Source organism: Arthrobacter sp. UM1 (genome assembly GCF_020483305.1).
GTDB lineage: Bacteria > Actinomycetota > Actinomycetes > Actinomycetales > Micrococcaceae > Falsarthrobacter.
Genome location: NZ_JACWAB010000012.1, coordinates 1 through 23,345, shown reverse-complemented (window position 1 = coordinate 23,345; position 23,345 = coordinate 1). Strand labels below are relative to the sequence as shown.

Below are 23,345 nucleotides of genomic sequence, written 5' to 3'. Positions count from 1 at the left end.
GATCCTAAACAGGTTTTCTGGGGCTTGCTCAGATTTTCCTATGACTGACTGGCGCCGCGAACAACGAACGCATGAGATGTAATTGGTGCGCGGATGGCTGGCCCCGGTGTTAAGTGAGCAGGTGCTGCGGGTTTCCTCCGTCAAACCTCCGTCAAGGCGACTCGTGCCAGGTGCTCCTCCTGCTCGGCGGCTGTGTGTACTCTTAGTCGTGTCTGAGGGGTTTGGGTTTCAGACGCATCCAATGAGCACGGTTGCAGGCGGTGTACCAGTCTCAGGGGGTCGAGTACTCATGAACACGAGTTTCTCGCTCATCTCATGTGGCCACTAGGGGTGATCGGTCGCTTTTCCTTCGGGGGAGGCGTGAAAGCAACTCAAAACAAGATCAAGTGCCCAGGAAGGTAGCGCGCGGGCGATGGACTACATCGGATGGAGCTCCACGGGGAATCTTCCGGCTGCTCCAGTGTTGTTGATCATCATGCTCTCTGCGGTCATCTACTTCTTCCTCGTCAGGAGGAAGAAGTGAATGGATTCGACCAGTTCCCATTTTGGATGAGATTTGGGGCAGTCGCGCTGAGCATTTTGATGTTCGGATTCTATACACGGAGGTATCAGGACAAGCCGCAGACCTCCAAGACGTATGCCGCAATTGCCGTTTTTGCCTGCCTCCTCTTCGGTGGGATCCTCCTCATTTTCCAGCTGCTCCCTTAGAGGGGTACTTGGCGAGGAAGGGAAGTCGATGCTCGATGCCATGAAATGGGACAACCGTCTCATCGCGCCCATGATTCTGTTCATGGGCGGGTTCCTGCCTGCGATGACGGTCAAGGGCCATTGGATTCAGTAGATCGGTCACGCCTCGACGCCCGAGCCCAGGCCGTCCTCGCCCCAGGCGAGGAGCTCCTCTGGGCCGGCCGCCCCGATCCGCGCCAGCACTTCACGAAGTTCGACCTCCTCATCGAGTCCGTGGCCCTCTTCTTCGTCGGGTACGTCGGCTACCTGCTGCTACGGGCCTTGCGGGGCCCGGATCCCCAGGCGTTCGACGTGTGGGCCAACGCGGTGGGGTTTGCCGTCGGCCTGTTCATCGCCGTCGGGCGCTTCGGGGTGAAGGCCCGCCGCAAGCGGAGGATCCAGTACGTGCTCACGGACCGGCGAGCCGTCATCCTCCGGGGCCGGGACGGCGTCGAGTCCCGCAGGCTCTCCCGGAGCCCGGTGGCGCTCGACCTGTTCCAGGACCACCTGAATGTGACCTTCGGGCCCTCCCCGTCCCTCCCCTTCGCCGTGTGGGAGAACTCCGGTGCGGACCTCTTCATCGGATCGCAGTCTTTCGCGTTCTACGACGTGAGCGACGCCGACGCGCTCCTCGCCGCCCTGGAGAGGATCGCTCAGGACCGGGTCGCTCAGGAGCGGGTCGCCCGGGGCGGGGCGGCAGGGAAGAGCGAGAACCCCCGCTAGCCCTCCGTGACCCCGGTCACTCCGCCCCATAGACTCGTGCTCATGAGCCAACACCGCCCCGAAGAGGCCCCCGAGACCCCGGCTGCCCCCGGCCCCCGCACCGCCCCCGGCGAGCAGGTCACCCGCAACGAGCGCCCCATCGAGGAGGGCGTCCAGCGCGACTTCAGCGACAGGATGTCCTACGGCTCCTACCTCGGCCTGGACACGCTCCTCGCGGCCCAGCACCCGGTCAGCGAGCCCCCGCACCACGACGAGATGCTGTTCATCATCCAGCACCAGACCACCGAGCTGTGGCTCAAGCTCATGATCCACGAGCTGCTCGAGGCCTGCGAGCTCATCGCCCGGGACGAGCTGCAGCGGGCGCTCAAGCCGATCGCCCGCGTCAAGCACATCCAGAAGACGCTCACCGAGCAGTGGTCCGTCCTCGCCACCCTCACCCCGTCCGAGTACGCGGAGTTCCGCGGCTCGCTCGGCAGCTCGTCCGGCTTCCAGTCCTGGCAGTACCGCGCGGTGGAGTTCCTCCTCGGCAACAAGAACGCGGGCATGCTCGAGGTCTTCGAGTCAGACCCGCAGGCCCACGCCCTCCTCTCCGACCTCCTGCGCCGCCCGAGCCTCTACGACGAGTTCCTCCGCTGCCTCGCCCGCGCCGGCTACGAGGTCCCGCGCGAGATCCTCGAGCGCGACGTCACCCGCGCCCACACCGAGTCCGAGGACCTCATCCGCGTCTTCCAGGGCATCTACGAGGACCCGAACGCCAACTGGTCCGTCTACGAGACGTGCGAGGAGCTCGTGGACCTCGAGGAGAACTTCCAGTTCTGGCGCTTCCGCCACCTCCGCACGGTCATGCGCGTCATCGGCATGAAGCGCGGCACGGGCGGCTCGAGCGGCGTCGGCTTCCTCCAGCGCGCGCTCGACCTCACCTTCTTCCCCGAGCTCTTCTCCGTCCGCACCGAGGTGCGGGACCGCGCCCCCGGCCAGTGAGCGCCCCTCCCGTGAACGACGGCGACGGCGCCGCCCGCGAGGACGCCCATCTGCAGCGGATCCTCGCCCAGGCGGTCCTGCCCGGCGAGCGCTGGGCCTACGGCGAGCACCCGGGCCAGGCCGCCGAGCTCTACGGGGACGCCGCCGCGGCCGAGACTCTCGTGGTGTTCCTCCACGGCGGCTACTTCCGCGAGTCCATTCCGCTGGACCACGCCCGGCCCCTGGCCGCGGCACTCGCGGAGGCCGGGGCTGCCGTGGCGCTCGTCGAGTACCGCCGGGCGGGCCCGGCTGCACGCGGGCAGGGCTCACGCGGCCCGGGCGCACACGACCCAGGTCCGCACGACCCGGGCGCCGGCGGCACAACTGCACCCAGCCCGGGCGCCGGTGGCCATCCCCGCACCCTCGAGGACGTCCGGGCCTGCCTCGGCGCCATCCTCCGGGGCGAGTCCCCGTGGGGGCCGCTGGGAGGGCGGCGGCTCGTGGTCGCGGGCCACTCGGCCGGGGGCAGCCTCGCCCTGAGCTGGGCCAGCTGGCAGGAGGCGGAGGGGCCGTCCGCCGTCGTCGTCGCCCTTGCCCCGGTGAGCGATCTCGTGGAGGAGGCGCGGCAGGGGCTCGCGGGAGGGGCCGTGGCGCAGTACCTCGGATGCCTTCCTGACGAGGACCTGCGGCCGTACCTCGCCGAGGACCCGCGCTCGCGGGCCGCGCTCATCCCCGAGCGGATCGGGGTGCGGGTGGTCCACGGCACGGAGGACGCCACCGTGGACATCGCGTTCAGCCGACGCTTCCCCGCGCCGTGCACGGAGCTGGAGGGGGCGGACCACTTCGACCTGATCGACCCGTCCTCCCCGCACTTCGCCGCAGTGCGCCGCGCGCTGGGAGTCTGACGGCGGCGTGACGAGCGGCCGAGCCGGCCGGCCTACGTGACCGCGCCGCGCGTCTTGAACTCGTCCTTGTCCCAGAGGCGGTTGTCGAGGATGTCCCGCAGCGCCTCGACCGTGTCCCACACGTCCGCGTAGCTCGTGTAGAGCGGCGTGAAGCCGAAGCGGAGGATCTCGGGCTCGCGGTAGTCGCCGATGAAGCCGCGGGCGATGAGCGCGCTCATGACCGCGAAGCCCTCCGGGTGCGCGATGCTCACCTGCGAGCCGCGGTGCTCGTGCTCCAGCGGCGTGACGAGCGTCAGCGGATGGTCCGCGAGCCGCGTCCGCACGAGCTCGATGAAGAGGTCCGTCAGCGCGAGCGACTTTGCGCGGACCTCCTCGATGTCCGCCCGCGCCGCGAGCGTCAGGCCGAGCTCCGCCACGGACATCGAGATGATGCCCTGCGTGCCCGTGAGGTAGCGGCGGATGCCGGAGGCCGGCTCGTAGTGCGGCGTCATCGCGAAGGGCTCCTTGTGGCCCCACCAGCCGGAGAGCGGCTGCGCGAACGCGTCCTGGTGCCGCTCGGCCACCCAGATGAACGCCGGCGAGCCCGGGCCGCCGTTGAGGTACTTGTACGTGCAGCCCACGGCCATGTCCGCGTTGGCGGCCTCGAGGTCGATCGGCAGGGCGCCCGCCGAGTGGCACAGGTCCCAGAGGGCCATCGCGCCGGCTGCGTGGATGACCTCGGTCAGGGCCTTCATCTCGAAGAGGCGGCCCGTGCGGTAGTTGACGTGCGTGAGGAGGACGAGCGCCACCGACTCGTCGATGACCGACTCCGGCCGGCTGACCAGGTCCTCGTCCTCGACGAGCCGGACCTCGTACCCCTGCCCCAGCTGCTCCGCGAGCCCCTCCATCATGTAGATGTCCGAGGGGAAGTTCTCCCGCTGCGTCACGATCACGCGCCGCCCCGGCGAGCGCTCCTCCACGATCCGGAGCGCGGCGCTCGCGGCCTTGAAGAGGTTGATCGAGGTGGTGTCGGTGACGACGGCGGTGCCGCTTGAGCCGCCGAGGTAGCGCCCGACCATCTCCCCGAGCCGGGCGGGGAGGGTGAACCAGTCGGCCGTGTTCCAGGAGCGGATGAGCCCCTCGCCCCACTCCTGCTCGATCACCTGCGCCGCCCGCTCCGAGGCCCCCTTGGGCCGCGCGCCCAGGGAGTTGCCGTCCAGGTACACGACCCCCTCCGGCAGCACGAACTCCTCGCGGAAGCGGGCGAGCGGGTCCCGGCGGTCGAGCTCGAGGCAGTCCTCGCGCGTGGACGGGGCGGCAGCGGGCATGGTGGCACTCCTCACACAGTGGTCTTTCCCCAGAAGCCTAGGGCGGCGGGGACGGGCTTGGGAAGCCGGGGCTGCAGGGCGGCGGTGAGGCAGGGCGGCGGGGCGGCTTGGCGCAGTCTTAAAAGGCTTGTGCACCCGGTTCGTTCGGATTTCAGGGCTGAAACCGAACGAACCGGGTGCACAAGCGGGATGGGCCCAGCGGACCGGGCTACCGGCGCGGGGGCTCGACGGCGCTGGAGCCGTCCTCGCCGCCCTCGACTCCGTCCGTGTAGTCCTCGCAGCCCGTCGGGGACGGCGAGACGGTGGAGGCCGAGTTCATGAGCCCGGTCTCTGCGCTGGAGCTGACGCCGTGGCCTGCGCCGAGCCCGTCCCGGTTCTCGGTCTGGCCCTCGCCGCGGCCGGCTTCAGCCTCGGGCTGGCCCTCAGAAGCCGCGTTCGTGTCCGAGCCCACGGCCCGGCGGGGCGGGGTGACGGCTCGCGAGGCCACGCGCTCGGCCGAGCGGCCCGAGGAGTGGCGCGGGGCGGTGCGGTCCGCGCGGTGGTCCGCCTCGGTTCCGCCCTCTGCCGCGACCCCGGCCGCGCCGGTGCCGGCCCCGGCGGCGAGTGCGCCGTCGTCGGCCTTCGCAGTGTTGGCCTTCCCCGCGTCCGCCTTTCCAGCGTCGGCGTTCTCCGCGTCCGCCTTGTCAGCAGTCGCCTTGTCCGCGGCGGCCTTGTCGTCGGCCTGCTGCTGCAGCGCGGAGGTGCGGCGCAGCGGCGGCGTCTTGAAGAACCAGGAGAGGACGAACGCCAGGAGGATGACGCCGAGGCCCACCCAGTAGATGCTCCGAGAGGACTCGTTGAAGCCGAGCATGAACGGGCGCGTCAGGCGGGCGTCGGCGCCGTTGAGGTAGGAGGTGTCGCTCGTCGAGGAGTCGGAGCTCTTCTTGTCCTTCGTGGAGTCCTTGGCCTTCTCCGAGATCTTCGGGGCGAGCTGGTCCACCCAGTAGTCGCGCTGGGACTGGTTCGACCAGTCCACCTGGACCTTGCCGTCCTTGACGGAGGCGTGGGCCTTCTCGGCGACCGTGGAGAGGACCTGCTCCTTGGCCTGCGGCTGGGCCTTGGCCACCTGCTCCTCGATGATCTTCGGCGCCATCGCGGCCGGGATCTTGCCGGCGTCCACCTGCTGCTTCACAGCCTCGGACACCTTCTGCTGGACGGCCTGGTCGGCGGCCTGCTGGCCCTTGGCCGTGCCCGCGTCGAGCTGCTTCTGGATGTTGTCCTTGATCGGGTTGACGATCGGGTTCCACATCTTCTCCATGACGCCCTGGTTCTCAGGCTTGCCTGCCACGGACGGGTCCAGGGCGGCGGAGAGGGCGGGGCGCAGGTTGGCCTCGTCGCTCGTGGCGTTGGAGATGTTCGTGGGCATCACGGCGAAGAGCACCGAGAGGAGCACCGCGGTGCCCATGGTGCCGCCGATCTGGCGGAAGAACGTCGAAGCGCTCGTCGCCACGCCCATGTCCCGGGGCTCGACGGCGGACTGCGTGGCCAGCGTGAGCGTCTGCATGAGCTGGCCGAGGCCGAAGCCGATGAAGAACATGCCGATCATGAGGAGCCAGAGCGGCTTGTCGATCGCCATGAACGTGAGGATGAAGTAGCCCACCGCCGTCGAGAACGTGCCCGTGATGGGGAACATCCGGTACTTGCCCGTGCGGGCGATGATCTGGCCGGAGAGGATCGAGGCGCTCATGATGCCGAGCACCATCGGGAGCGTGGCGAAGCCGGACTCCGTGGGCGTCAGGCCGATGACGATCTGCAGGTAGAGCGGGATGGTCATCATGGCGCCGAACATCGCGAAGCCCACGAGGAAGCCGAGGACCGTGGCCATGGAGAACGTCTCCGAGCGGAAGAGGCGCAGCGGGATGATCGCGGCGGTCTTCATGCGGGACTCGATGAGGATGAAGGCGATGAGCCCGACGACGGCGAGCACGTAGCACGTGATCGAGCTCGACGACGTCCAGCCCCACTCGCGGCCCTGCTCCGCCACGAGCAGGAGCGGGACGAGCGTGAGGATGACGGCCGCGGCGCCGAACCAGTCCACCCGCGGGCGGGCGTGGTCGTGGAAGCGCGGAAGGTGGAGGAACGCGATGACGAACCCGAGCGCCAGGATGCCGATCGGCACGTTGATGAGGAAGACCCAGCGCCAGCCGGCGATGAAGAGGATCTCCGACGCGCCGGAGAAGATGCCGCCGAAGAGCGGGCCGAGCACGGAGGAGACCGCGAACACGGCCAGGAAGTAGCCCTGGTACTTGGCGCGCTCGCGCGGGGCGAGCATGTCGCCCATGATCGCGAGCGGCAGGGACATGAGCGCGCCGGCGCCGAGGCCCTGGACCGCGCGGAAGGCGGCGAGCATGATCATCGAGGTCGAGAAGCTCGAGAGGACCGAGCCGACGATGAACACCGCGATGCCGAAGATGTAGAGCGGCCGGCGCCCGAAGAGGTCGGAGAGCTTGCCGTAGATCGGCGTGGCGATCGTGGAGGTGATGAGGTACGCGGTGGTGACCCAGGCCTGCTTGTCGAGGCCGTGCAGGTCATCGCCGATCGTGCGGATGGCGGTGCCGACGATCGTCTGGTCGAGGGAAGCCAGGAACATGCCGGACATGAGGCCGACCATGACGAGCATGATCTGCCTCTGGGACATGACGGGGGAGTCGGACTGCGCCTCCGCTGGCTTGGTCTCCGTGGCGGACATAGAGAAACCTAACGGTTGAAGAAGTGTGGATCTGCTGGGGGCGGCGTTCGCGCGAGGCGCGAGCCGTGGGCGGGCGCACGCCGTCGGGCGCCGGGTGGGCTTCTTCGTGGGGAATGCGGGTCGATCCCAGGGATCAGGGGCGAGGTCCCGGAAGGCCTCGAACAGTTTAGTGCCTTATGCACTTGAAGGCGAGAGCGGCATCCGGTGACGTCCGACACTCGAGCGGGGGCGCGCTCGGCCGCCGTCCCCGGGCGCCGGTTTCGCCCACCTGGGCAGAACCTTGGACTTTTCAGGGAACCGGGTTGCGCCGGTTGCGTTTTATCGGAATTCCTACAAGTGTGAATCTCGTAGCTGCGAGGAAGCGGTAATACTCGCGATCAGATTGTTCAGCAATCCGACGAATAACAAGGAGTGACGATGACTGCGAACATCAACCTTGACTCCATCCGCAACGCCACGGTCTTCGGCTCGAACGGCGAGAAGATCGGCAAGGTCGGCGAGGTCTACCTCGACGACAGCACCGAGCAGCCGACGTTCGCCACGGTGAACACGGGCCTGTTCGGCATGAAGGAGACCTTCGTGCCGCTCGACAAGGCCCAGCAGACCGCTGACGGCCTGACGGTTCCGTTCGACAAGGAGTTCGTCAAGGACGCTCCGAACATCGATGCGGACGGCAACCTCACGCCGGAGGAGGAGCAGCGCATCTACGAGTACTACCAGATGGGCGGCGACCGCCGTCATGACGGTGTGCGCGACCACGACCGCCACGACCACGGCCGCGTCGAGGGCGGTGTCGCCGGTGCCGGCGCTGCCGCAGGCGTCTCGGCCGACCACGAGCGCCACCACAACCGCGACGGCGTCGAGGACCGCGAAGCCCTCCGCGAGCGCGAGGGCTACCGCGAGCACGAGCACCGCGGCCACGAGCACGGCGACCGCGACCTTCGCGACCGCGAGGGTGTGGCAGGCCGGGGTGCTGCGGGCGACAACGACGTCGTCGCCCACGAGGAGCACCTCCGCGCCACCGGCGAGACCGAGCGCCGCGAGACGGGCCGCATGCGCCTGCGCAAGCACGTGGTGACCGACCGCGAGACCGTCGAGGTCCCGGTCCGCCGCGAGGAGGTCCACATCGAGCGCGAGAAGATCGACCCGAACTCCGCCGAGGCCCGCGTCAGCGGTGACCGCGCCTTCCAGGGCGACGGCGAGGAGACGGTCATCACCACGCACGAGGAGCGCCCCGTCGTCGGCACCGAGACCGTCGCCACCGAGCGCGTCTCCCTCGACAAGGACGTCCGCGAGGACACCGAGCGCGTGTCCGGCGAGGTCCGCCGCGAGGAGATCGACATCGACGAGGCCGGCCGCCGCGGCGAGGGCCGCGATGGCCGCAACGACCGCCGCTGAGGCAGTCGCCGAACGGCCGGGGCGCCCGATGAGGCGCCGCCGCGGCCTGGCAGACGGGGCTGACCGCTCCCGCTGCTGAGCCGCCTGGCCACGCGAAAGGGCCCCGCCCGGATCCGTCCGGGCGGGGCTCTTCTGTGTGTGGGGGCTGCTCCGGGCACGGCGCGCGTGTTGACATCGATGCTCATTTATAAAATGGTCACCGATTTCCGGAAAAGGGGCGCGATCCAGCCGCGAGCCCGCCCGAGTCCGGCTTAATCGATGCCGTTTTCCGGAATAACGGTTCTCGTTTTCAGAATCGTCACCGATCTGTCCGGCCCGCTGCCCCGGAATCGGCCCGGCGATGGGGCATGATATGGGTGAGCGGACACGAAGCGGCCCCTCGCAGTCCGGTCACCCAGAGGAGTCCCCATGAAGATGTCGGAGGCGGCGGCGCAGCGCATCCTGGGCGGCATCGCCGACGGCTCGTTCCCCATCGGCGAGGAGCTGCCTGCCGAGGCCGTCCTCGCCGAAGAGTGCGCCGTCTCCCGGCTCACCGTCCGCGAGGCGGTGACGAGCCTCGCGTCCCGGGGCGTCATCGAGGTGCGGCACGGCCGGCGGGGCCGCGTCGCGCCGCTCGAGTCCTGGAGCGTGCTCGATCCGGACGTCCTCGCCCTGCGCTCGCGCCTCAGCCCGGCTCCCGAGGGGCTGGTGGGCCAGCTGCTCGAGGCGCGGCGCGTCCTCGAGGTCTCCCTGGCGCGCCTGGCCGCCGAGCGCATCACCTCCTCCGAGCTCGGCTCCCTCCGCGACTGCCTCGCGGAGATGAAGCGGGCCGACGCCGACGGCGACTCCGCACGGAGCGCGCATGCCGACCTCGAGTTCCACCGCGGGGTGGCCGCGGCCGCGGACAGCGCGTTCCTGGCCGGGGCGTTCTCGGCGCTGGACCAGGTGCTCGTGGCGGCGAGGCTCAAGACGGCGGCGTCGTCGGAGGCGAGGGCCGGGGCGATCCGGTGGCACGCCCGCATTCTCGAGGCCCTCGGGGCCGGGGATGCGGAGGCCGCCGCCGACGCGATGGAGGGCCACATGGACCAGGCCGTCCGGGCCTCGAGCGGGCTGGACCTCGGCGAGGACCCTCGCGCCCCGCGCTGAGTGCCCCCTCCTGGGCGCCCCTTTCTGAGTGCCCGACGGCGAGGGCGTCGCGCGGCGCCCGAGAGCGTCACGCAGTGTCACAGCGAACACACGTGTGATGCGAACTCCATAGAATGACACCTGGGATGAGAACTGCATGATCCAGCGCAGTGTCCCAGGAGGAAACCATGAACAAGCCCACGTGGCTCACCACGGCCGGGGCGTCGCTCGCCCTGGCCTCCCTCGGGGCCGGCGCCGCCGCCGAGCCGCTGCCCGTGCTGGACCCGCGAGGCGGGCCCGGCGACTTCTCCGAGCAGAACCTCGCCCGGGACCGCACGGAGAAGCAGTTCTTCTACCGGATCCCGGCGCTCGCGCACCTCGGCAACGGCGTGGTCCTCGCCGCCTGGGACGCGAGGCCCGGCTCCTCCGCGGACGCGCCGAACCCCAACTCGATCATCATGCGCCGCAGCACGGACGGCGGCCGCACGTGGAGCGACTACAGCTTCATCGCCACCGGCAGCCTCACCGGCGCGGACGGCACGCGGGGCCCGGGCGGGGACGCGGCGCGGGCCGGAAAGTTCGGGTACTCCGATCCGAGTTTCGTGGTGGACGAGGAGAACGGCACGGTCTTCGCGTTCTTCGTGCACTCCAAGGACACCGGCCTGCTGCACAGCGCCTGGGGTGCCGACGACGCGGACCGGGCGGTGATGGGCGCCGTCGTCGTCGAGTCCTCGGACGGCGGGCTCACGTGGAGCGAGCCGCGCTCGGTGACCGCCGTCGCGAAGAGCGCGGTGAGCCGCGAGGAGGCGAAGGCGGGGGGCATCCGCACCGTGTTCGCGAGCTCGGGCCAGGGCATCCAGCTCAAGTACGGTGCGCACAAGGGGCGGCTCGTGCAGCAGTTCGCCGGGTTCGTGCGGCAGGCGGACGGGCGGGAGACGATGCAGGCGTTCTCCGTCTACTCGGACGACCACGGCGCCACCTGGCAGCGCGGCGAGCCCGTGGGCATGGACATGGACGAGAACAAGGTCGTGGAGCTCTCCGACGGCCGGCTCATGCTCAACTCCCGGAACTTCGCGCGCGAGGGCTTCCGGAAGGTGGCCTATTCGAACGACGGCGGCCGGACCTGGGGCCCCGTGACCCTGGACCGCAGGCTGACGGACCCGCGCAACAACGGCTCCATCACGCGCCTCTTCCCCAACGCGCCGCAGGGCAGCCCGGACGCGCGGAAGCTCCTCTTCACCAACTCCAACCACGAGCGGGACCGCCGGAACGTCTCCGCGCGGGTCTCCTGCGACGACGGCGCCACCTGGTCCAGCGTCCGCACCGTGCGCCCGGGCTTCTCGGCCTACTCGACGGCCACGCGGCTGAACGAGGGCCGGATCGGGGTGCTCTACGAGACCGGGTACACGGCGAGCATGTCCTTCGCCTCGTTCGACGACGCCTGGCTCAACTACACCTGCGCCGCCGTCTCCGCGCCGGAGACCGCCGTGACGCCGGGGGATTTCGCGGAGGTGCCCGTCACCGTGACCAACACGGGCAGCGAGCCGCTCGTGGACGCGGCCGTCACCGTGGACACGCCTGAGGGCTGGAGTGCGCCGCGGATCGCGCTGCCCCGCCTCGACCCGGGCCAGTCCATCACCGTGGGCCTGGACCTCCGGGCCCCCTCGGGCGCGCAGGGCACCACGCGGCTCGAGGCCGTGGTGGTCACGGCCGGCGGCCAGCGGGCGCAGGGCACGTTCAGCGCGGTGGCGCCGACTCCCCTGGCAGTGACGGGCACGGTGGAGGTGTGGGTGCTCGAGCCCCGCGACTACGCCGCCCAGCCGCTCCGCGTGGGCGAGCAGGTCAAGGTGGGCCTGCGCGTGCGCAGCACCACGGCCGAGGCGGTGGACGCGGTGCCCGTCTCCGGCAACCTGGAGAAGGGCTTCCTCACGACCGGCCGCCCCAACTGCCGCTGGCTCAACCTCCCGGCGAACGGCCACTACACGTGCAGCACGGCCGTGCACACCGTGACGCAGGAGGACGTGGAGCGCGGCTGGTTCCAGCCGGCCGCCTCAATGTCCTTCACGGCCCGATCCAACCCGGCCCTCACCACCACCGTCTCCGCGACGGGCCCGCGCGTCCCCGTGGCGCAGCCGGTTCCGCCTGTGCAGCCGGCTCCGCCTGCGCCGCCGGTTCCGCCCGCGACGACGACGCCGGCCCCCTCGCCTGTGCCGACCCCGCCCGCGCCGGTTCCCACGCCGGCGCCGAGTCTGACGCCAGCTCCGAGCAGCCCGTCCGCTCCGATGCAGCCTCCGGCGGTGGCGGAATCGCCGAAGCCGGCGCCCGCTCCGAGCGCGGCCCCGACGAAGACGCCGACGCCGGCCCCGATGCCTCAGCCGGAGAAGCCCGCGCCGAGCGAGCCTCCCGCGGCGAAGCCCGAGCCCGCACCGTCGCCGAAGCCGAGCACGCCGCCGATGCCGAGCACGCCGTCTGCGTCGAAGCCGGCAGAGCCGGTCAAGCCCGCTGTTCCGAGCACACCGGCGCCCGCCCCCGAGCAGCCGGCCCCCAAGCCGGTCCCGGTGCCGTCGGAGCGGCCGATGCCGCAGCCGCCGTCGTCGTCGCCGTCCAGAGTCGAGCCGCCGAAGAAGCAGGCGCCCAAGGACCAGACGTCTAGGCCTGCGCCGTCGCGGCCCCCGAAGGCCGTTCGGATGCCGATGGCGACGATGACGGACCCGAGGACCGCGCCCATCCCCGTCGGGGCGGCTGCGCCTGCGAGGCCGGGGCGGATCGCGCTGCCGAAGCCGGCCAAGCGCGTGCCGCCGGCGGGGGCTGTCCGGAAGCCGGCCGGCAAGGCGCCGATCATGACGTGCCCCTCGGCCGCGGTTCGGGCGAAGGCGGCCGAGAAGGCCTCCGAGGCGTCGAAGGGCGCCGCCGGCGAGAAGGCCGAGGCGAAGGGCTCGGGCGCAGGCTCGGGTTCGGCGAGTGCGCCGTCCGCGCCGAGCTCGACTGCGCCGAGCGCGACACCGTCAGCCTCGCCCTCGGCGTCGGCGACGAAATCGGCGCAGGCGAGGAACGCCTCCCAGGCCTCGCCGGTGCCGGGCGGAGTGGTCATCGCCGCGGGCGTCGCGCTGCTCGGCGGGCTGTGGTGGCTCGTCGGGGCGAAGCGCCGCCGGAAGGACGAGCCCGAGGCGCCGCAGGGCTGACGCCCGGCTGACGAGGCCCGCTCCGAGCTGCACGGTTCGGGGCGGGCCTCGTGCCGTTCTTCCCTCACGGGCGGGGCGGCGAACGGGCCCCCGGTCACAGAGGCGCAACAATCGGCTCTGGGCCGTGGCGTCCGTGTCAGCCTGTTGTCAGGTTCGGCCTGAACGAGCGGTGCCGGGGTTGGCCGCGAGAAGCGTGGAGGCCGCCGCTCGACGTGAGGAGTGAACGGCATGTCTGAGACTCGTCAACGGGTGGCCTTCATCATCGGGCTGGCACTGTCAGGAGCCCTGTTGATCCTTGCGATCCCGGGCATCCTGGCCGGCAGCTCGCCGCTCGCGATGTGGCTCGTGTGGATCCTCGTCGGCATCGTGGCTGCGTGTGCGGCGGGGGTCTTTCTCACCCGGCGTTCTGTCCGGTGAGCGGGTGCGTGGTCCCCACTGCTCTGGTCAGGCGACCCGGCTGCTGCGCGGCCTCTCCTCCAGGAGCTGGTAGACCCGTCCACGGCTCATGCCGAGCGAACGGGCGATGTCCACGGCCGAGAGTCCGTAGTCCTCTCGAAGGCTTCTGATCGCGGCTCGCCGGACCTCGGCTGCTTCGGCTTGCACGCGCTGCGCTGAATGCTCGAGTTCCGCAGCTTCGCCGAGCCTCTGCTTCACCGACCTCGGTGTCTGAACAGTGAGGTCAAGGTCAAAGCTGTGTGCATCCGTGTCGAGGACCAGAGCGATGAGATCCCGCGCCATCTCCTCGACCTCCGCCAGGGAGCGTGCCTGAGTGCGCTCCTCCATCGAGGGGACGTCAACGATCCACCATTTCCCCTCGCGCGTGGCCACCGCCGTGTACCTCTCTCTGGCCATCGTCACTCCTTCACTTCCATGCGTCCGGAACATGACCTACGACGCTCTCGATGCTGCGCAGCACGCTTTGCATCCTTCATGAAAAGAGTATACCCACCCCTATACATGTCTGTTCAGGGGCGGGTGGACATGCGCCTCGCAGTCTCCGTCGTCCCCCTCCCGACTCGTCCGCCGCTGCCTCTACCGCCCCTCGACCCGCAGCGGGGTGTGGGCCGGGTCCGGCACCTCGGCCTTGAGGGGAGGCGGCGGAGGGGTGCCGCCGTCGCCCCAGGTGTCGGTCTCGAGGCGGTCGCGGTCGTGCGGCTCGAGGAGTCGCTCCAGCGAGGGGCCCTTGGGGACGATCGCCGTCGGATTGATGTCCGTGTGCACCGCGTAGTAGTGCTCCTTGACCTGCTCGAAGTCGTTGGTGTCGCCGAATCCGGGCGTCTGGAACAGGTCCTTGGTGTAGTTCCAGAGGTTCGGCAGGGTGAAGAGCGGCTGGCGGTTGGCCTTGAAGTGGGAGTAGTAGACGGCGTCGAACCGGATGAGCGTGGGGTAGAGGCGCACGTCCGCCTCGGTGATGCTCGGGCCCATGAGGTAGCGGCGGGTGGAGAGGCGCTCCTCGAGCTCGTCGAGCGCGGTCCAGAGGCGGTCATAGGCCTGGTCGTAGGCCTCCTGCGAGCCGGCGAACCCGCACCGGTAGACGCCGTTGTTGACCTCGGTGAACACCTTCTTCATGAGCGGGTCCATCTCCGCGCGCAGGCGCTCCGGGTAGAGGTCCGGCGCGCCGGGGCGGTGGAACTGCCGCCATTCGGAGCCGAAGTCCAGCGTCATGCTCGGGAAGTCGTTGGTGACCACCTCGCCGGTCCGCTCGTCCACCATGGCCGGGACCGTGATGCCGCGGGGGTAGCCGGGGAAGCGCTTCTCGTAGGCGTCCTTGAGGAAGTGGATGCCGAGGACCGGGTCCTTCTCATCCGGGTCGAGGGTGAAGGTCCAGGAGCGCTTGTCATGCGTGGGGCCCGCGATGCCGAGCGAGATGACGTCCTCGAGCCCGTAGATCCGCCGCGCGATCATGGCCCGGTTGGCCCACGGGCAGGCGCGCGCCGCGATGAGCCGGTAGCGGTTCGCCTCGACCGGGTACCCGTCCCGGCCGTCCGCGGTGATCCGCGACTCGATGTAGTTCGTGTCTCGCGTGAACTCCTGGCCCGGGTGGACGTAGGAGCCCTTCTGGTCGTGGGTCTCGTCCCGGTAGCGGGGCTCGCCCTGGCTGGGGGAAACGGCGTCCGTGTCTTTCACTTTTGAAACACCTTCCTCTCGCCTGCAAGGCTACTCCTCAGTCACGACGACGCAAGACCCCTCGTCCGCGGGGCCGCTCCTCGCCCGCGGGCCTGGCCCCCGTCTGCGCGGCCCTGGCGCAGCGCCGGCACCGGCCCGGCAGGGACTGTGGCCCAGACTCCCTCGTTTTCATAGGATTCCTAACCGACGAGTATGCTGGGTCCGATTCTCAAGGGGGAGAGACGATGAGCTGGATGCAGACCGTTCCGTGGCTCGTGGCCACCGCGCTCTTCCTGGCGGTGCCGGGCGCAGTGGCCCTGCGCGCCTGGGGCGTGCGGGGACTCGCCGTGCCGGCCGGCGCCGTCCCGGCCACGGCGGGCATCGCGGCGATCACGGCCGTCCTGGCTCAGCCCCTGGGGCTCCGCTTCACGGTGCCCCTCCTGCTCGCCGCCACGGTGCTGTTCTCTCTCGCGGGTCTGGGCGTCCGCATCCTCCGCGCCCGCTCGGCCCGTCTGCGTCGCGGGGAAAGCCCGGCCCGGCACCGCCCCGCGGGAAGCTCGGCCCTGAGCCGAGTCCGGGCGAGCGCTCTCCGGGGCCGGGGCCGGGGCTGGGCGGACTCGCTCCGAGGCCGGGGACCCGAGGCGGTCTTCGCGCTGGCGTGCGCGGCCGCCGTCGTCGTCTCCGGATTCGTGGTGTTCTACCGCTACGCGCACGGGTTCGGGGCGCCTGACCGCGTCTCCCAGACGTTCGACAACGTCTACCACCTCAGCGCCGTCCGCACGATCCTCGACACCGGCAGCGGCTCCTCCCTCACCCTCGGCAACCTCACGCCGGAGACGCGGGGCTTCTATCCCGCCGCGTGGCATGACGTCACGGCGCTCGCGGTCTCCTTCCTGGGCCTCTCGATCCCCGTGACGGTGAACCTCGTCAACATCGTGGTCGGGGCACTCGTGTGGCCGCTGTCCCTCCTCTTCCTCGTGACGCGCGTGACCGGGAGCCGGGTGCTGCCGGTGCTGCTCACGGGCGTCGTCGCTCCTGCGTTCCCCGCCTTCCCGTACCTGCTCGTGGACATGGGCGTGCTCTATCCCACGCACCTCGCGGTGGCTGTCCTGCCGGTCGCGCTCGGCGCGGTCGTCGAGCTGCTCGGCCTGGCCCGCGGGCCTGTCCGGGAGGGGAGCGCGCATCCCGCCGTCCTCCTGTGCGGCGTCCTGCCGGGGCTGATGCTCTCGCATCCGACGACGGTCCTCGCGCTGCTCGCCTTCTCCCTGCCGCTCATGCTCGCCCGGCTCGTGCGGGAGTGGGCCTCCCGGGGTCTCGGCGCGCGGCAGCGGCGGCGCTTCCTCGTGTTCTGCGGGGTGTTCGGTGCCTACGCCGCCCTGACACTCGCGCTCTGGATCAAGGCGCGCCCGCCCGCGGCCGCGGCGAACTGGCCGCCGGAGGGGACCGTCGCCCAGGCGGTGGGCGAGGTCCTCACGGGGACCCCGCTCGGTCTCGCCGGCGGCCTTCCCATGCTCGTGCTCAGCTGCGCCGGCATCGCGGTCCTGCTCCTCCGTCAGCGGCAGCGCTGGATGCTCGGGATGCTCGCGGTGGGGGCGGTGCTGTACGTGGTCTGCGCGGGCTTCCCCGTGGGGCCGCTGCGGATGTTCCTCACGGGTGGCTGGTACAACGACGCCAACCGTCTCGCCGCCCTGCTGCCCGTGGTGACGGCGCCCGTCGTCGTCATCGGGGCGGAGGCGCTCCTGCTGGCGGCGGTGCGCCTGCTCACGCGCGCGCCCGCCCGGGGCCTCGCGGAGGACGGGCGCCTGCGGCGGATCGACGTGCGCCTGGCTGCCTCGGCGGCGATCACGGCGCTTGCCCTCGCAGCGATCGGAGCGGGCCTCCAGGGCGAGGCCATGCAGACGGAGCAGAAGAAGATCGCCAAGCGGTACCTCGTCAACTCGGAGTCCTCACTCCTCGACGCGCCCGAGCGGAGGCTGCTGGAGCGGCTCCCCGGCCTGGTTCCCCAGGGCCATGCGGTGGTGGCCAACCCGCGCAACGGCGGCTCGCTCGCCTACGCCCTCGAGGGGGTGCCGGTGCTCAAGCCGCACGTGCACGGCGCCGTCTCCGCGGAGCGGCAGCTCCTGCTGGACCACTGGGGCGAGGCCGCCTCGAACCCCGCGGTGTGCCGGGCCGTGCGGAGCCAGAAGGCCGACTACGCCCTGGACTTCGGCCCTCCGTACGTCTCCTGGACCCATCCCGTCCTGCCCGGCCTGACGGACCTGGACAAGCGTCCGGGCGTGGAGCTTGTGGCACAGGAGGGGGCCAAGGCGAAGCTCTACCGCCTGACGGCCTGCGGATGAGGCCGACCGGAGCATAGAAATAACATGCGGTAGTGTTGGGTGGTCCGGACAAGGAGCCCCAGCATGATTTCCGCTCTCACTCTCGCTCTTCCCGCCGTCCTCGGCGCGGCCCTCCTGCTCGCCGTTCCCGGCGCGCTCGTCCTGCGGGCCGCCGGAGTCCGCGGGCTCGCCCTCGCGGCGGGTGCGGTGCCCATGGCGACGACGCTCGCCGCCGTCACCGCAGTCCTGTGGAACAGGCTCGGCCTCGGCTGGGGGATCGGGGCCTACGCGATCGGCACGGCGGTGGCCGCCGCGGCCGCGTGGGCGGTGCGGCTGCTCGTGAGGAAGCGGAGGGGCCCGTCCGCGCGGGTGCTGAAGCCGCGGCTGGGCTTCCCGGATCTCAAGCGGCTCCCGGTCCTCTCCCGGACGGGGCTCCTCGGGGAGGTTCTTCTGCGGCGGGGGCTGCTCGCGGGCGCGGCGGCCGTGGCCGGCGGCATCATCGCGTACCGCTACGCCTCCGGCTTCCGGGGGCTGTCCGGGATCTCGCAGACGTTCGACAACGTCTACCACCTCAACGCCGTCCGGACGATCCTCGAGACGGGCCACGGCTCCTCGCTCACCCTGGGCAACCTCACCCCGGCGTCCCGAGCCTTCTACCCGGCGGCGTGGCATGACGTCACGGCGCTCGCGGCCTCAGCGCTCGGGCTGACCGTGCCGGAGGCGGTCAACACGTTCAACATCGTGACGGGCGCCGTCGTCTGGCCGCTCGCGTCCCTCTGGCTCGTGACCTGCGTGGCCGGGTCCCGGCCCGCGGCCCTGCTCGCCGCGGCCGCCGTGATCCCGGCGTTCCCCTCCTTCCCGTACCTCATGGTGGACATGGGCGTCCTCTACCCGACCCACCTGGCCACGGCCCTCCTTCCCGCGGCGCTCGCGGCCGTGCTCGAGATGCTCGGCGTGGCGCACGGGGAGCCGGGCGCGAGCCCTGCCCGGGGAGCCGTGGTCCTGGCCGGGGTTCTGCCGGGGATGCTGCTGGCCCACCCGAGCGCGTTCCTGGCGCTCGTGGCCCTGTCCCTGCCCCTCGTGGCGGTCTGGACGCGGCGGCGCTGGGCCGAGGGCGGCCGCACGAGGACCCTGGCGTGCGCCGGAGCCGGCGCGTACCTGGCCGGCGGGTTCGCGGCCTGGGTTCTGCTGCGCCCGCCGACCGCGGCCTCCACGTGGAGCCCCAACCGCAGCTGGTCCCATGCGGTGGGCGAGATCCTGACCGGCACCGCGGCGGGGCTGCCCCACGGCGAGTTCATGCTCCTGCTCATCGGGGCGGGCGTGCTCGCGCTCTTCACGCGTTCGGGACCCCGGTGGGCGCTCGGGATGTTCGGCATGGCGGCTGCGCTCTACCTCATCGCCGCGGCCACCCCGTTCGGGCCGGTGAGGACGTTCTTCACGGGCAACTGGTACAACGACCCGCCTCGCCTCGTGGCCCTCCTTCCCGTGGCGGCGGTGCCGGTCGCCGTCGTGGGCGCCGTCTCCCTCGTCGCGCGGGCGGCGCAGCTCTGGGAGCGGGCGTGGGAGGTCCTCCGGCGTCGCGTGCCGGGCCCGCAGGGCGAGGGAGCAGTGCGCTGGCGCGGTCCGGTTCGGGTGCTCGGCGGGGTGCTGGCCGCCGGTGTCTTCGTCGTCGGCGTCGGAATCCTCCAGCGCGGGGCCCTCACGGGGGAGCAGTCCCGGATCAACTCCGTCTACTCGATGGGGGCGCGGTCTGCGCTCATCTCCCCGGACGAGCTGCGGCTCATCGAGCGTCTTCCCGCGCTCGTGGGGGAGGACGCCGTGATCGTGGCCAACCCGCGGAACGGGGAGTCGCTCGTCTATGCGCTCGCGGGCCTCACGACGCTCAAGCCGCACATCCACGGACGGGTCTCGGCGGACGCCCAGACGCTCTTGGACCGGTGGGGCCTGGCGGGGACGGACTACGCCGTGTGCGAGGCCGTGAAGCGGACGGGGGCCCGGCACGCGCTCCACTTCGGGCCGCCCTACCTCGCCCACGCCAAGCGTCCCCTGCCGGGCACAGAGGGTCTGGACCGCCGGCCGGGCGTGGCACTCGTGGACCTCGAGGGGCGGGCGCGCCTCTACACCGTGACGGGGTGCGGCTGAGCGAGGCTCCGTGGGTCCGGCAGGATCAGCCGGACTCGGCCACCCCGTTCGTCTCCCCGGCCCTCCGCGGCGCGGAGAGGACCGTCCCCACGCTCGCGGCGACGACGAGGCCGATCGCGAGCAGCCGCAGCGGCCCCGAGGCCTGGCCCAGGAGGACCCACCCCATGAACGCGGCCACCACCGGCTCGAGGCTGAGCAGGATGCTGAAGACCGCGCTGGGAAGGCGGCGCAGGGCGGCCATCTCCAGCGAGTACGGGATGACCGAGGCGAGGAGCGCCGTGAGGGCGGCCAGCCCGAGCACCGCCGGCTGCGTGAACGCGCTCGCCGCCGAGGCGCCGCCGACGGGCAGCAGGGCCAACCCGCCGAGCATCATCGCCACGGCGAGGCCGTCCTGGCCCGGAACCTCGCGGCCCACACGGGCGCTGCACACCACGTAGAGCGCCCAGAAGGCGCCGGCGATGCCGGCGAGGAGGACGCCGAGGGGATCGAGCCCCGTCGTCGTCGAGAGGAGGGAGTCCAGCCCGAGGAGGCCCATGCCCGCGAACGCCACGCCCACCCAGAGCAGATCCCGGGCCGTCCGGGAGAGGCAGGCCGAGAGGATGAGCGGCCCCAGGAACTCGACGGCGACCGCCGGGCCCACCGGAATCCGCGCGATGGCGCAGTAGAAGGTGCCGTTCATCGCGGCGAGGGAGAACGCGAAGAGCAGCACGGCCCACCACTGCCGGCGGGACCAGGCGCGCACCCGCGGTCGGACGAGGGCCAGGAGGATGACCCCCGCGAGGCTGAGCCGCAGCGCGGAGACGCCCCACGGCCCGAGGGCCGGAAAGAGCTTCGTGGCGAGCGCCGCGCCGAACTGGAGGGAGAAGCAGGAGCCCAGGACGAGGGCCACGCCGGGGCCGCGTCCGGCCGAGGGGGAGGTGCCTGCGGGGGAGGTGCTTCCGCGCGGGGCGGCGGGCTGCGGCATGGGGCGCCTCCGGGGTCGGGGGAGTGATCCGTCCCAGTGTGCTCGCCCGAGCGGGCGCCGTCCAGACGGGCGTCCGCGGCGTGGTCGGAGCGGCGTGGTCAGAATGGCCCGGTCAGAAAGCTGTCCACATTCGTCTCCGGCGGGAGGGGCACGGCGTTAGGCTGAGTGCAGTCCGGGGCCCTCCGGCCGGCGCCGGCCGGCGCCGGCCGGCGCCGGCCGGCCCTGCAGCGGCCGCGGCACCCATCCCCAAGGAGAACCATGCGCCAGATCATCGTCACCGAGCTCGTCTCCATGGACGGAGTGGTCGATTCCCCCGGCATCGGCACCCATCCCCATGCCGGCTGGACGTTCAAGGACATCGAGTTCCTGCCCGAGGCCTACGAGATGAAGGGCCGCGAGCAGGAGGAGGCCGGCGCGCTGCTGCTCGGCCGCGTCACCTTCCAGGAGTTCGCGTCCGCCTGGCCGAACATGCCGGACGAGTTCCCGCTCTACAACGCGATGCCCAAGCACGTGGTCTCCGAGACGCTGTCCGAGGAGGACGTGGCCGGCTCCGGCTGGGAGAACTCGCACCTGCTGCGCTCGCTGGACGACGTGCGGGCGCTCAAGGAGGGCGAGGGCGCGCCGATCTACGTGCACGGCTCGCCCCGCCTGGTCCAGTCGCTCGCCGCAGCGGGGCTTGTGGACCGCTACCACTTCCTCGAGTTCCCCGTGTTCGTGGGCCAGGGCAAGCGCCTCTTCCCCGAGTCCGCGGCGGGGCCGGAGAAGCAGATGCTCAAGCTCGTGGACAGCGCCTCCTACGGCAACGGCATCCGCATGTCCGCCTTCGACGTGGTGAAGGGCTAGGCATGGCGCGCCCCGTTCTGGTCACCGGAGGATCCGGGTACATCGGCAGCTGGACCATCGTGGAGCTCGTCAACCGGGGGTTCCGCGTGCGGACCACCGTCCGCTCGCTCGCGAAGGCGGACGGCGTGCGCAAGGCCGTCTCCTCGGCGATCCGGGGCGTGTCCTCGGATCTCGTGGACCGCATCGAGTTCGTCGAGGCGGACCTCTCCTCGGACGCCGGCTGGGACGCCGCGCTCCGGGGTGTCGACGGCGTTCTGCACGTCGCGTCCCCGCTCAACCCGGAGGACCCGGAGGATGTGGAGGCGTTCGTGGGCCCCGCCGTCGAGGGGACGCTGCGCGTGCTCCGCGCGGCCGAGCGGGCCGGGGTGGATCGGGCCGTCCTCGTCTCCTCGGCTGCGGCTTGCACGCCTGCGGCTCACGGGGACGTGGTCATGGACGACAACCTCTGGACCGACCCGGAGAGCCCTCATCTCAGCCCGTACCGCCTCTCCAAGGTGCTGGCGGAGAAGGCGGCGTGGGAGTTCGCCGTCGCGCACCCGCGGATGGAGCTCGCCACGGTGCTGCCCGGGGCGGTGCTCGGCCCGGCCCTGCCCGGCGTGAGCGCGAGCTCGGCCCAGATGGTGGAGCGCATGGTCACCGGGCGCGGCATGCCCGCTGTTCCGCGCGTGGAGATGGCGGTGGTGGACGTGCGGGACGTCGCGAGCCTGCTCGTGGACGCGTTCGAGCGGCCGGCCGCCGCCGGTCACCGCTTCCTCACGGCGGGCGAAGTGCTCACCATGAAGCAGGTCGCGGAGATCGCCGGCGGGGTCCGGCGGGAGATGGCCGCCGCGGGCGCCGTCAACCCGGCCCGGCCCGGAGCGGAGAAGAAGGGGCCGCGGCGCGTCGTCACGATGCCGGACGTGGCGTTCCGGCTGGCCGCGAAGCTGGACAAGAACCTGCACCCGCTCGTGTCCATGCTGGGCCGGCACCTCACCGTCAACGCCCAGCGCGCCCAGGACGTCCTGGGGTGGACAGCCCGGCCTGCGCGCACCACCATCGAAGACACAGCACGCGACTACGTCGAAAGGGCGTGAACAGGATGAAGATCGTGGTCATCGGAGCAAGCGGAGCCAGCGGAACGCTGGTCTCGGACGCTCTCGAGAAGAACGGGCACGAGGTGGTCCGCGCCTCCCGCTCCACCGGCGTGGACCTCGTCACCGGCGAGGGCGTGGACGATGCGCTGCAGGGCGCGGACGTGGTGGTCGAGCTGACCAACCCGCCGAGCTTCGAGCCGGAGCAGGTCGAGGCGTTCTTCAAGGTCTCGAGCAAGACCCTCGCGGACGCGGCCGCCAGGGCGGGGGTGGCGCACCACGTGATGCTGTCCATCATCGGTGTGGGCCGGCCGGACAACCAGGGCTTCTACATGCGGGCCAAGGAGGTCCAGGAAGCTGCGGTTCGCGGATCCGGCGTGCCGTTCACGATCGTCCGGGCGGCGCAGTTCTTCGAGTTCATCGAGATGATGTCCATGTCCATGGTCGAGGAGACGGCCCGCGGCAAGAAGATCGTGGCGCCGGGGCACGCGTTCCAGCCCGTGGCGCTCGCGGAGGTCGCGGACTACGTGGCCGAGATTGCGGAGGGCCCGGCGCACGACGCCGTCGTCGAGATCGCCGGCCCGGACCGCCTGCCCATGCCGCAGGCCATCCGCGAGGTCTTCCAGGCCAAGGGCGAGCAGTGGGAAGTCGAGCCCGCCGAGGACGCCCCCTACTTCGGTGCGCCCATCACGGACGACTCGCTCGTGCCGCACGGGGACGTCCGCCGCGGCGCGCAGACCCTGCGGGAGTGGATCGCGGCCCAGGGCTGAGGGCCCGGCCCCAAGCCCGCCCCGGGCCCCCTGGGCCCCCAAGCCCCCCGGTTTGTGGCGCGTTTCGTGCGGAATTCGGCCTGAAATCGCACGAAACGC

At 71.3% G+C, this 23,345-nt stretch carries 18 protein-coding genes; 12 read left to right on the top strand and 6 right to left on the bottom strand.

Annotation, left to right across the window (positions count from 1 at the left end; genetic code table 11):
- Positions 1-492: 492 nt before the first annotated feature.
- Complete coding sequence (locus H9I38_RS10530; RefSeq protein ID WP_226338781.1) at positions 493-822, bottom strand: hypothetical protein; 330 nt, start codon at positions 820-822, stop codon at positions 493-495.
- 6 nt (positions 823-828) lie between these two features.
- On the opposite strand from H9I38_RS10530, the gene H9I38_RS10525 reads away from it, so the two are divergent.
- From H9I38_RS10525 to H9I38_RS10515, 3 genes are read left to right on the top strand one after another with little or no spacing between them, the layout of a single operon-like run.
- Entirely contained in the window at positions 829-1,449 is a 621-nt protein-coding gene (locus tag H9I38_RS10525; protein ID WP_226338780.1) for a hypothetical protein, read from the top strand.
- A 42-nt stretch (positions 1,450-1,491) separates the two neighbouring features.
- Positions 1,492-2,430, top strand: a complete 939-nt coding sequence (gene kynA / locus H9I38_RS10520) for a tryptophan 2,3-dioxygenase (RefSeq protein WP_226338779.1) — start codon at positions 1,492-1,494, stop codon at positions 2,428-2,430.
- 11 nt (positions 2,431-2,441) lie between these two features.
- Positions 2,442-3,314: an alpha/beta hydrolase family protein gene (locus H9I38_RS10515; RefSeq protein ID WP_226338778.1), complete on the top strand. Its 873-nt coding sequence runs from the start codon at positions 2,442-2,444 to the stop codon at positions 3,312-3,314.
- A gap of 32 nt (positions 3,315-3,346) precedes the next feature.
- Here the strand turns inward: H9I38_RS10515 and kynU are convergent, their stop codons facing one another.
- Complete coding sequence (gene kynU / locus H9I38_RS10510; protein ID WP_226338777.1) at positions 3,347-4,621, bottom strand: kynureninase; 1,275 nt, start codon at positions 4,619-4,621, stop codon at positions 3,347-3,349.
- A gap of 208 nt (positions 4,622-4,829) precedes the next feature.
- Entirely contained in the window at positions 4,830-7,349 is a 2,520-nt protein-coding gene (locus H9I38_RS10505) for an MDR family MFS transporter (RefSeq protein ID WP_226338776.1), read from the bottom strand.
- Positions 7,350-7,766: 417 nt separating this feature from the next.
- Here H9I38_RS10505 and H9I38_RS10500 point away from each other — a divergent pair, with 417 nt between their 5' ends.
- The 4 genes from H9I38_RS10500 (at position 7,767) to H9I38_RS10485 (ending at position 13,450) form a co-directional block, all read left to right on the top strand.
- Entirely contained in the window at positions 7,767-8,747 is a 981-nt protein-coding gene (locus H9I38_RS10500; protein WP_226338775.1) for a PRC and DUF2382 domain-containing protein, read from the top strand.
- Between the two features lie 408 nt (positions 8,748-9,155).
- Entirely contained in the window at positions 9,156-9,872 is a 717-nt protein-coding gene (locus tag H9I38_RS10495; RefSeq protein ID WP_226338774.1) for a FadR/GntR family transcriptional regulator, read from the top strand.
- A gap of 167 nt (positions 9,873-10,039) precedes the next feature.
- Positions 10,040-13,033: an exo-alpha-sialidase gene (locus H9I38_RS10490; protein WP_226338773.1), complete on the top strand. Its 2,994-nt coding sequence runs from the start codon at positions 10,040-10,042 to the stop codon at positions 13,031-13,033.
- Positions 13,034-13,282: 249 nt separating this feature from the next.
- The gene (locus H9I38_RS10485) at positions 13,283-13,450 is read left to right on the top strand and encodes a hypothetical protein (RefSeq protein WP_226338772.1); all 168 of its coding nucleotides are present in this window, start codon (positions 13,283-13,285) and stop codon (positions 13,448-13,450) included.
- A gap of 27 nt (positions 13,451-13,477) precedes the next feature.
- Here the strand turns inward: H9I38_RS10485 and H9I38_RS10480 are convergent, their stop codons facing one another.
- Positions 13,478-13,885 carry a hypothetical protein gene (locus H9I38_RS10480; protein ID WP_226338771.1) on the bottom strand — a complete coding sequence of 136 codons (408 nt, stop codon included), beginning with the start codon at positions 13,883-13,885 and terminating at the stop codon, positions 13,478-13,480.
- A gap of 180 nt (positions 13,886-14,065) precedes the next feature.
- Positions 14,066-15,160 (bottom strand): glutathione S-transferase family protein, encoded by a 1,095-nt coding sequence (locus H9I38_RS10475; RefSeq protein WP_226338770.1) that lies wholly within the window; start codon positions 15,158-15,160, stop codon positions 14,066-14,068.
- Positions 15,161-15,384: 224 nt separating this feature from the next.
- Here H9I38_RS10475 and H9I38_RS10470 point away from each other — a divergent pair, with 224 nt between their 5' ends.
- Positions 15,385-17,478 (top strand): DUF6541 family protein, encoded by a 2,094-nt coding sequence (locus tag H9I38_RS10470; protein WP_226338769.1) that lies wholly within the window; start codon positions 15,385-15,387, stop codon positions 17,476-17,478.
- Positions 17,479-17,541: 63 nt separating this feature from the next.
- Positions 17,542-19,599, top strand: a complete 2,058-nt coding sequence (locus H9I38_RS10465; RefSeq protein ID WP_226338768.1) for a DUF6541 family protein — start codon at positions 17,542-17,544, stop codon at positions 19,597-19,599.
- A 25-nt stretch (positions 19,600-19,624) separates the two neighbouring features.
- Here H9I38_RS10465 and H9I38_RS10460 read toward each other — a convergent pair whose 3' ends face one another.
- Positions 19,625-20,563: an EamA family transporter gene (locus H9I38_RS10460; protein WP_226338767.1), complete on the bottom strand. Its 939-nt coding sequence runs from the start codon at positions 20,561-20,563 to the stop codon at positions 19,625-19,627.
- Positions 20,564-20,821: 258 nt separating this feature from the next.
- Between H9I38_RS10460 and H9I38_RS10455 the strand changes: the two genes are divergently transcribed.
- From H9I38_RS10455 to H9I38_RS10445, 3 genes are read left to right on the top strand one after another with little or no spacing between them, the layout of a single operon-like run.
- Positions 20,822-21,406 carry a dihydrofolate reductase family protein gene (locus tag H9I38_RS10455; RefSeq protein WP_226338766.1) on the top strand — a complete coding sequence of 195 codons (585 nt, stop codon included), beginning with the start codon at positions 20,822-20,824 and terminating at the stop codon, positions 21,404-21,406.
- A 2-nt stretch (positions 21,407-21,408) separates the two neighbouring features.
- Positions 21,409-22,479, top strand: coding sequence for an NAD-dependent epimerase/dehydratase family protein (locus H9I38_RS10450; RefSeq protein ID WP_226338765.1), 1,071 nt, complete (start codon positions 21,409-21,411; stop codon positions 22,477-22,479).
- Positions 22,480-22,484: 5 nt separating this feature from the next.
- Entirely contained in the window at positions 22,485-23,246 is a 762-nt protein-coding gene (locus tag H9I38_RS10445) for an SDR family oxidoreductase (protein WP_226338797.1), read from the top strand.
- Positions 23,247-23,345: the final 99 nt, after the last annotated feature.

Coding starts and splice junctions, on each gene's coding strand:
- kynA (WP_226338779.1), top strand. CDS start 1,492: ATGAGCCAACACCGCCCCGAAGAGGCCCCCGAGACCCCGGCTGCCCCC.
- kynU (WP_226338777.1), bottom strand. CDS start 4,621: ATGCCCGCTGCCGCCCCGTCCACGCGCGAGGACTGCCTCGAGCTCGAC.
- H9I38_RS10505 (WP_226338776.1), bottom strand. CDS start 7,349: ATGTCCGCCACGGAGACCAAGCCAGCGGAGGCGCAGTCCGACTCCCCC.
- H9I38_RS10500 (WP_226338775.1), top strand. CDS start 7,767: ATGACTGCGAACATCAACCTTGACTCCATCCGCAACGCCACGGTCTTC.
- H9I38_RS10495 (WP_226338774.1), top strand. CDS start 9,156: ATGAAGATGTCGGAGGCGGCGGCGCAGCGCATCCTGGGCGGCATCGCC.
- H9I38_RS10490 (WP_226338773.1), top strand. CDS start 10,040: ATGAACAAGCCCACGTGGCTCACCACGGCCGGGGCGTCGCTCGCCCTG.
- H9I38_RS10480 (WP_226338771.1), bottom strand. CDS start 13,885: ATGGCCAGAGAGAGGTACACGGCGGTGGCCACGCGCGAGGGGAAATGG.
- H9I38_RS10470 (WP_226338769.1), top strand. CDS start 15,385: ATGAGCTGGATGCAGACCGTTCCGTGGCTCGTGGCCACCGCGCTCTTC.
- H9I38_RS10465 (WP_226338768.1), top strand. CDS start 17,542: ATGATTTCCGCTCTCACTCTCGCTCTTCCCGCCGTCCTCGGCGCGGCC.
- H9I38_RS10460 (WP_226338767.1), bottom strand. CDS start 20,563: ATGCCGCAGCCCGCCGCCCCGCGCGGAAGCACCTCCCCCGCAGGCACC.
- H9I38_RS10455 (WP_226338766.1), top strand. CDS start 20,822: ATGCGCCAGATCATCGTCACCGAGCTCGTCTCCATGGACGGAGTGGTC.
- H9I38_RS10450 (WP_226338765.1), top strand. CDS start 21,409: ATGGCGCGCCCCGTTCTGGTCACCGGAGGATCCGGGTACATCGGCAGC.
- H9I38_RS10445 (WP_226338797.1), top strand. CDS start 22,485: ATGAAGATCGTGGTCATCGGAGCAAGCGGAGCCAGCGGAACGCTGGTC.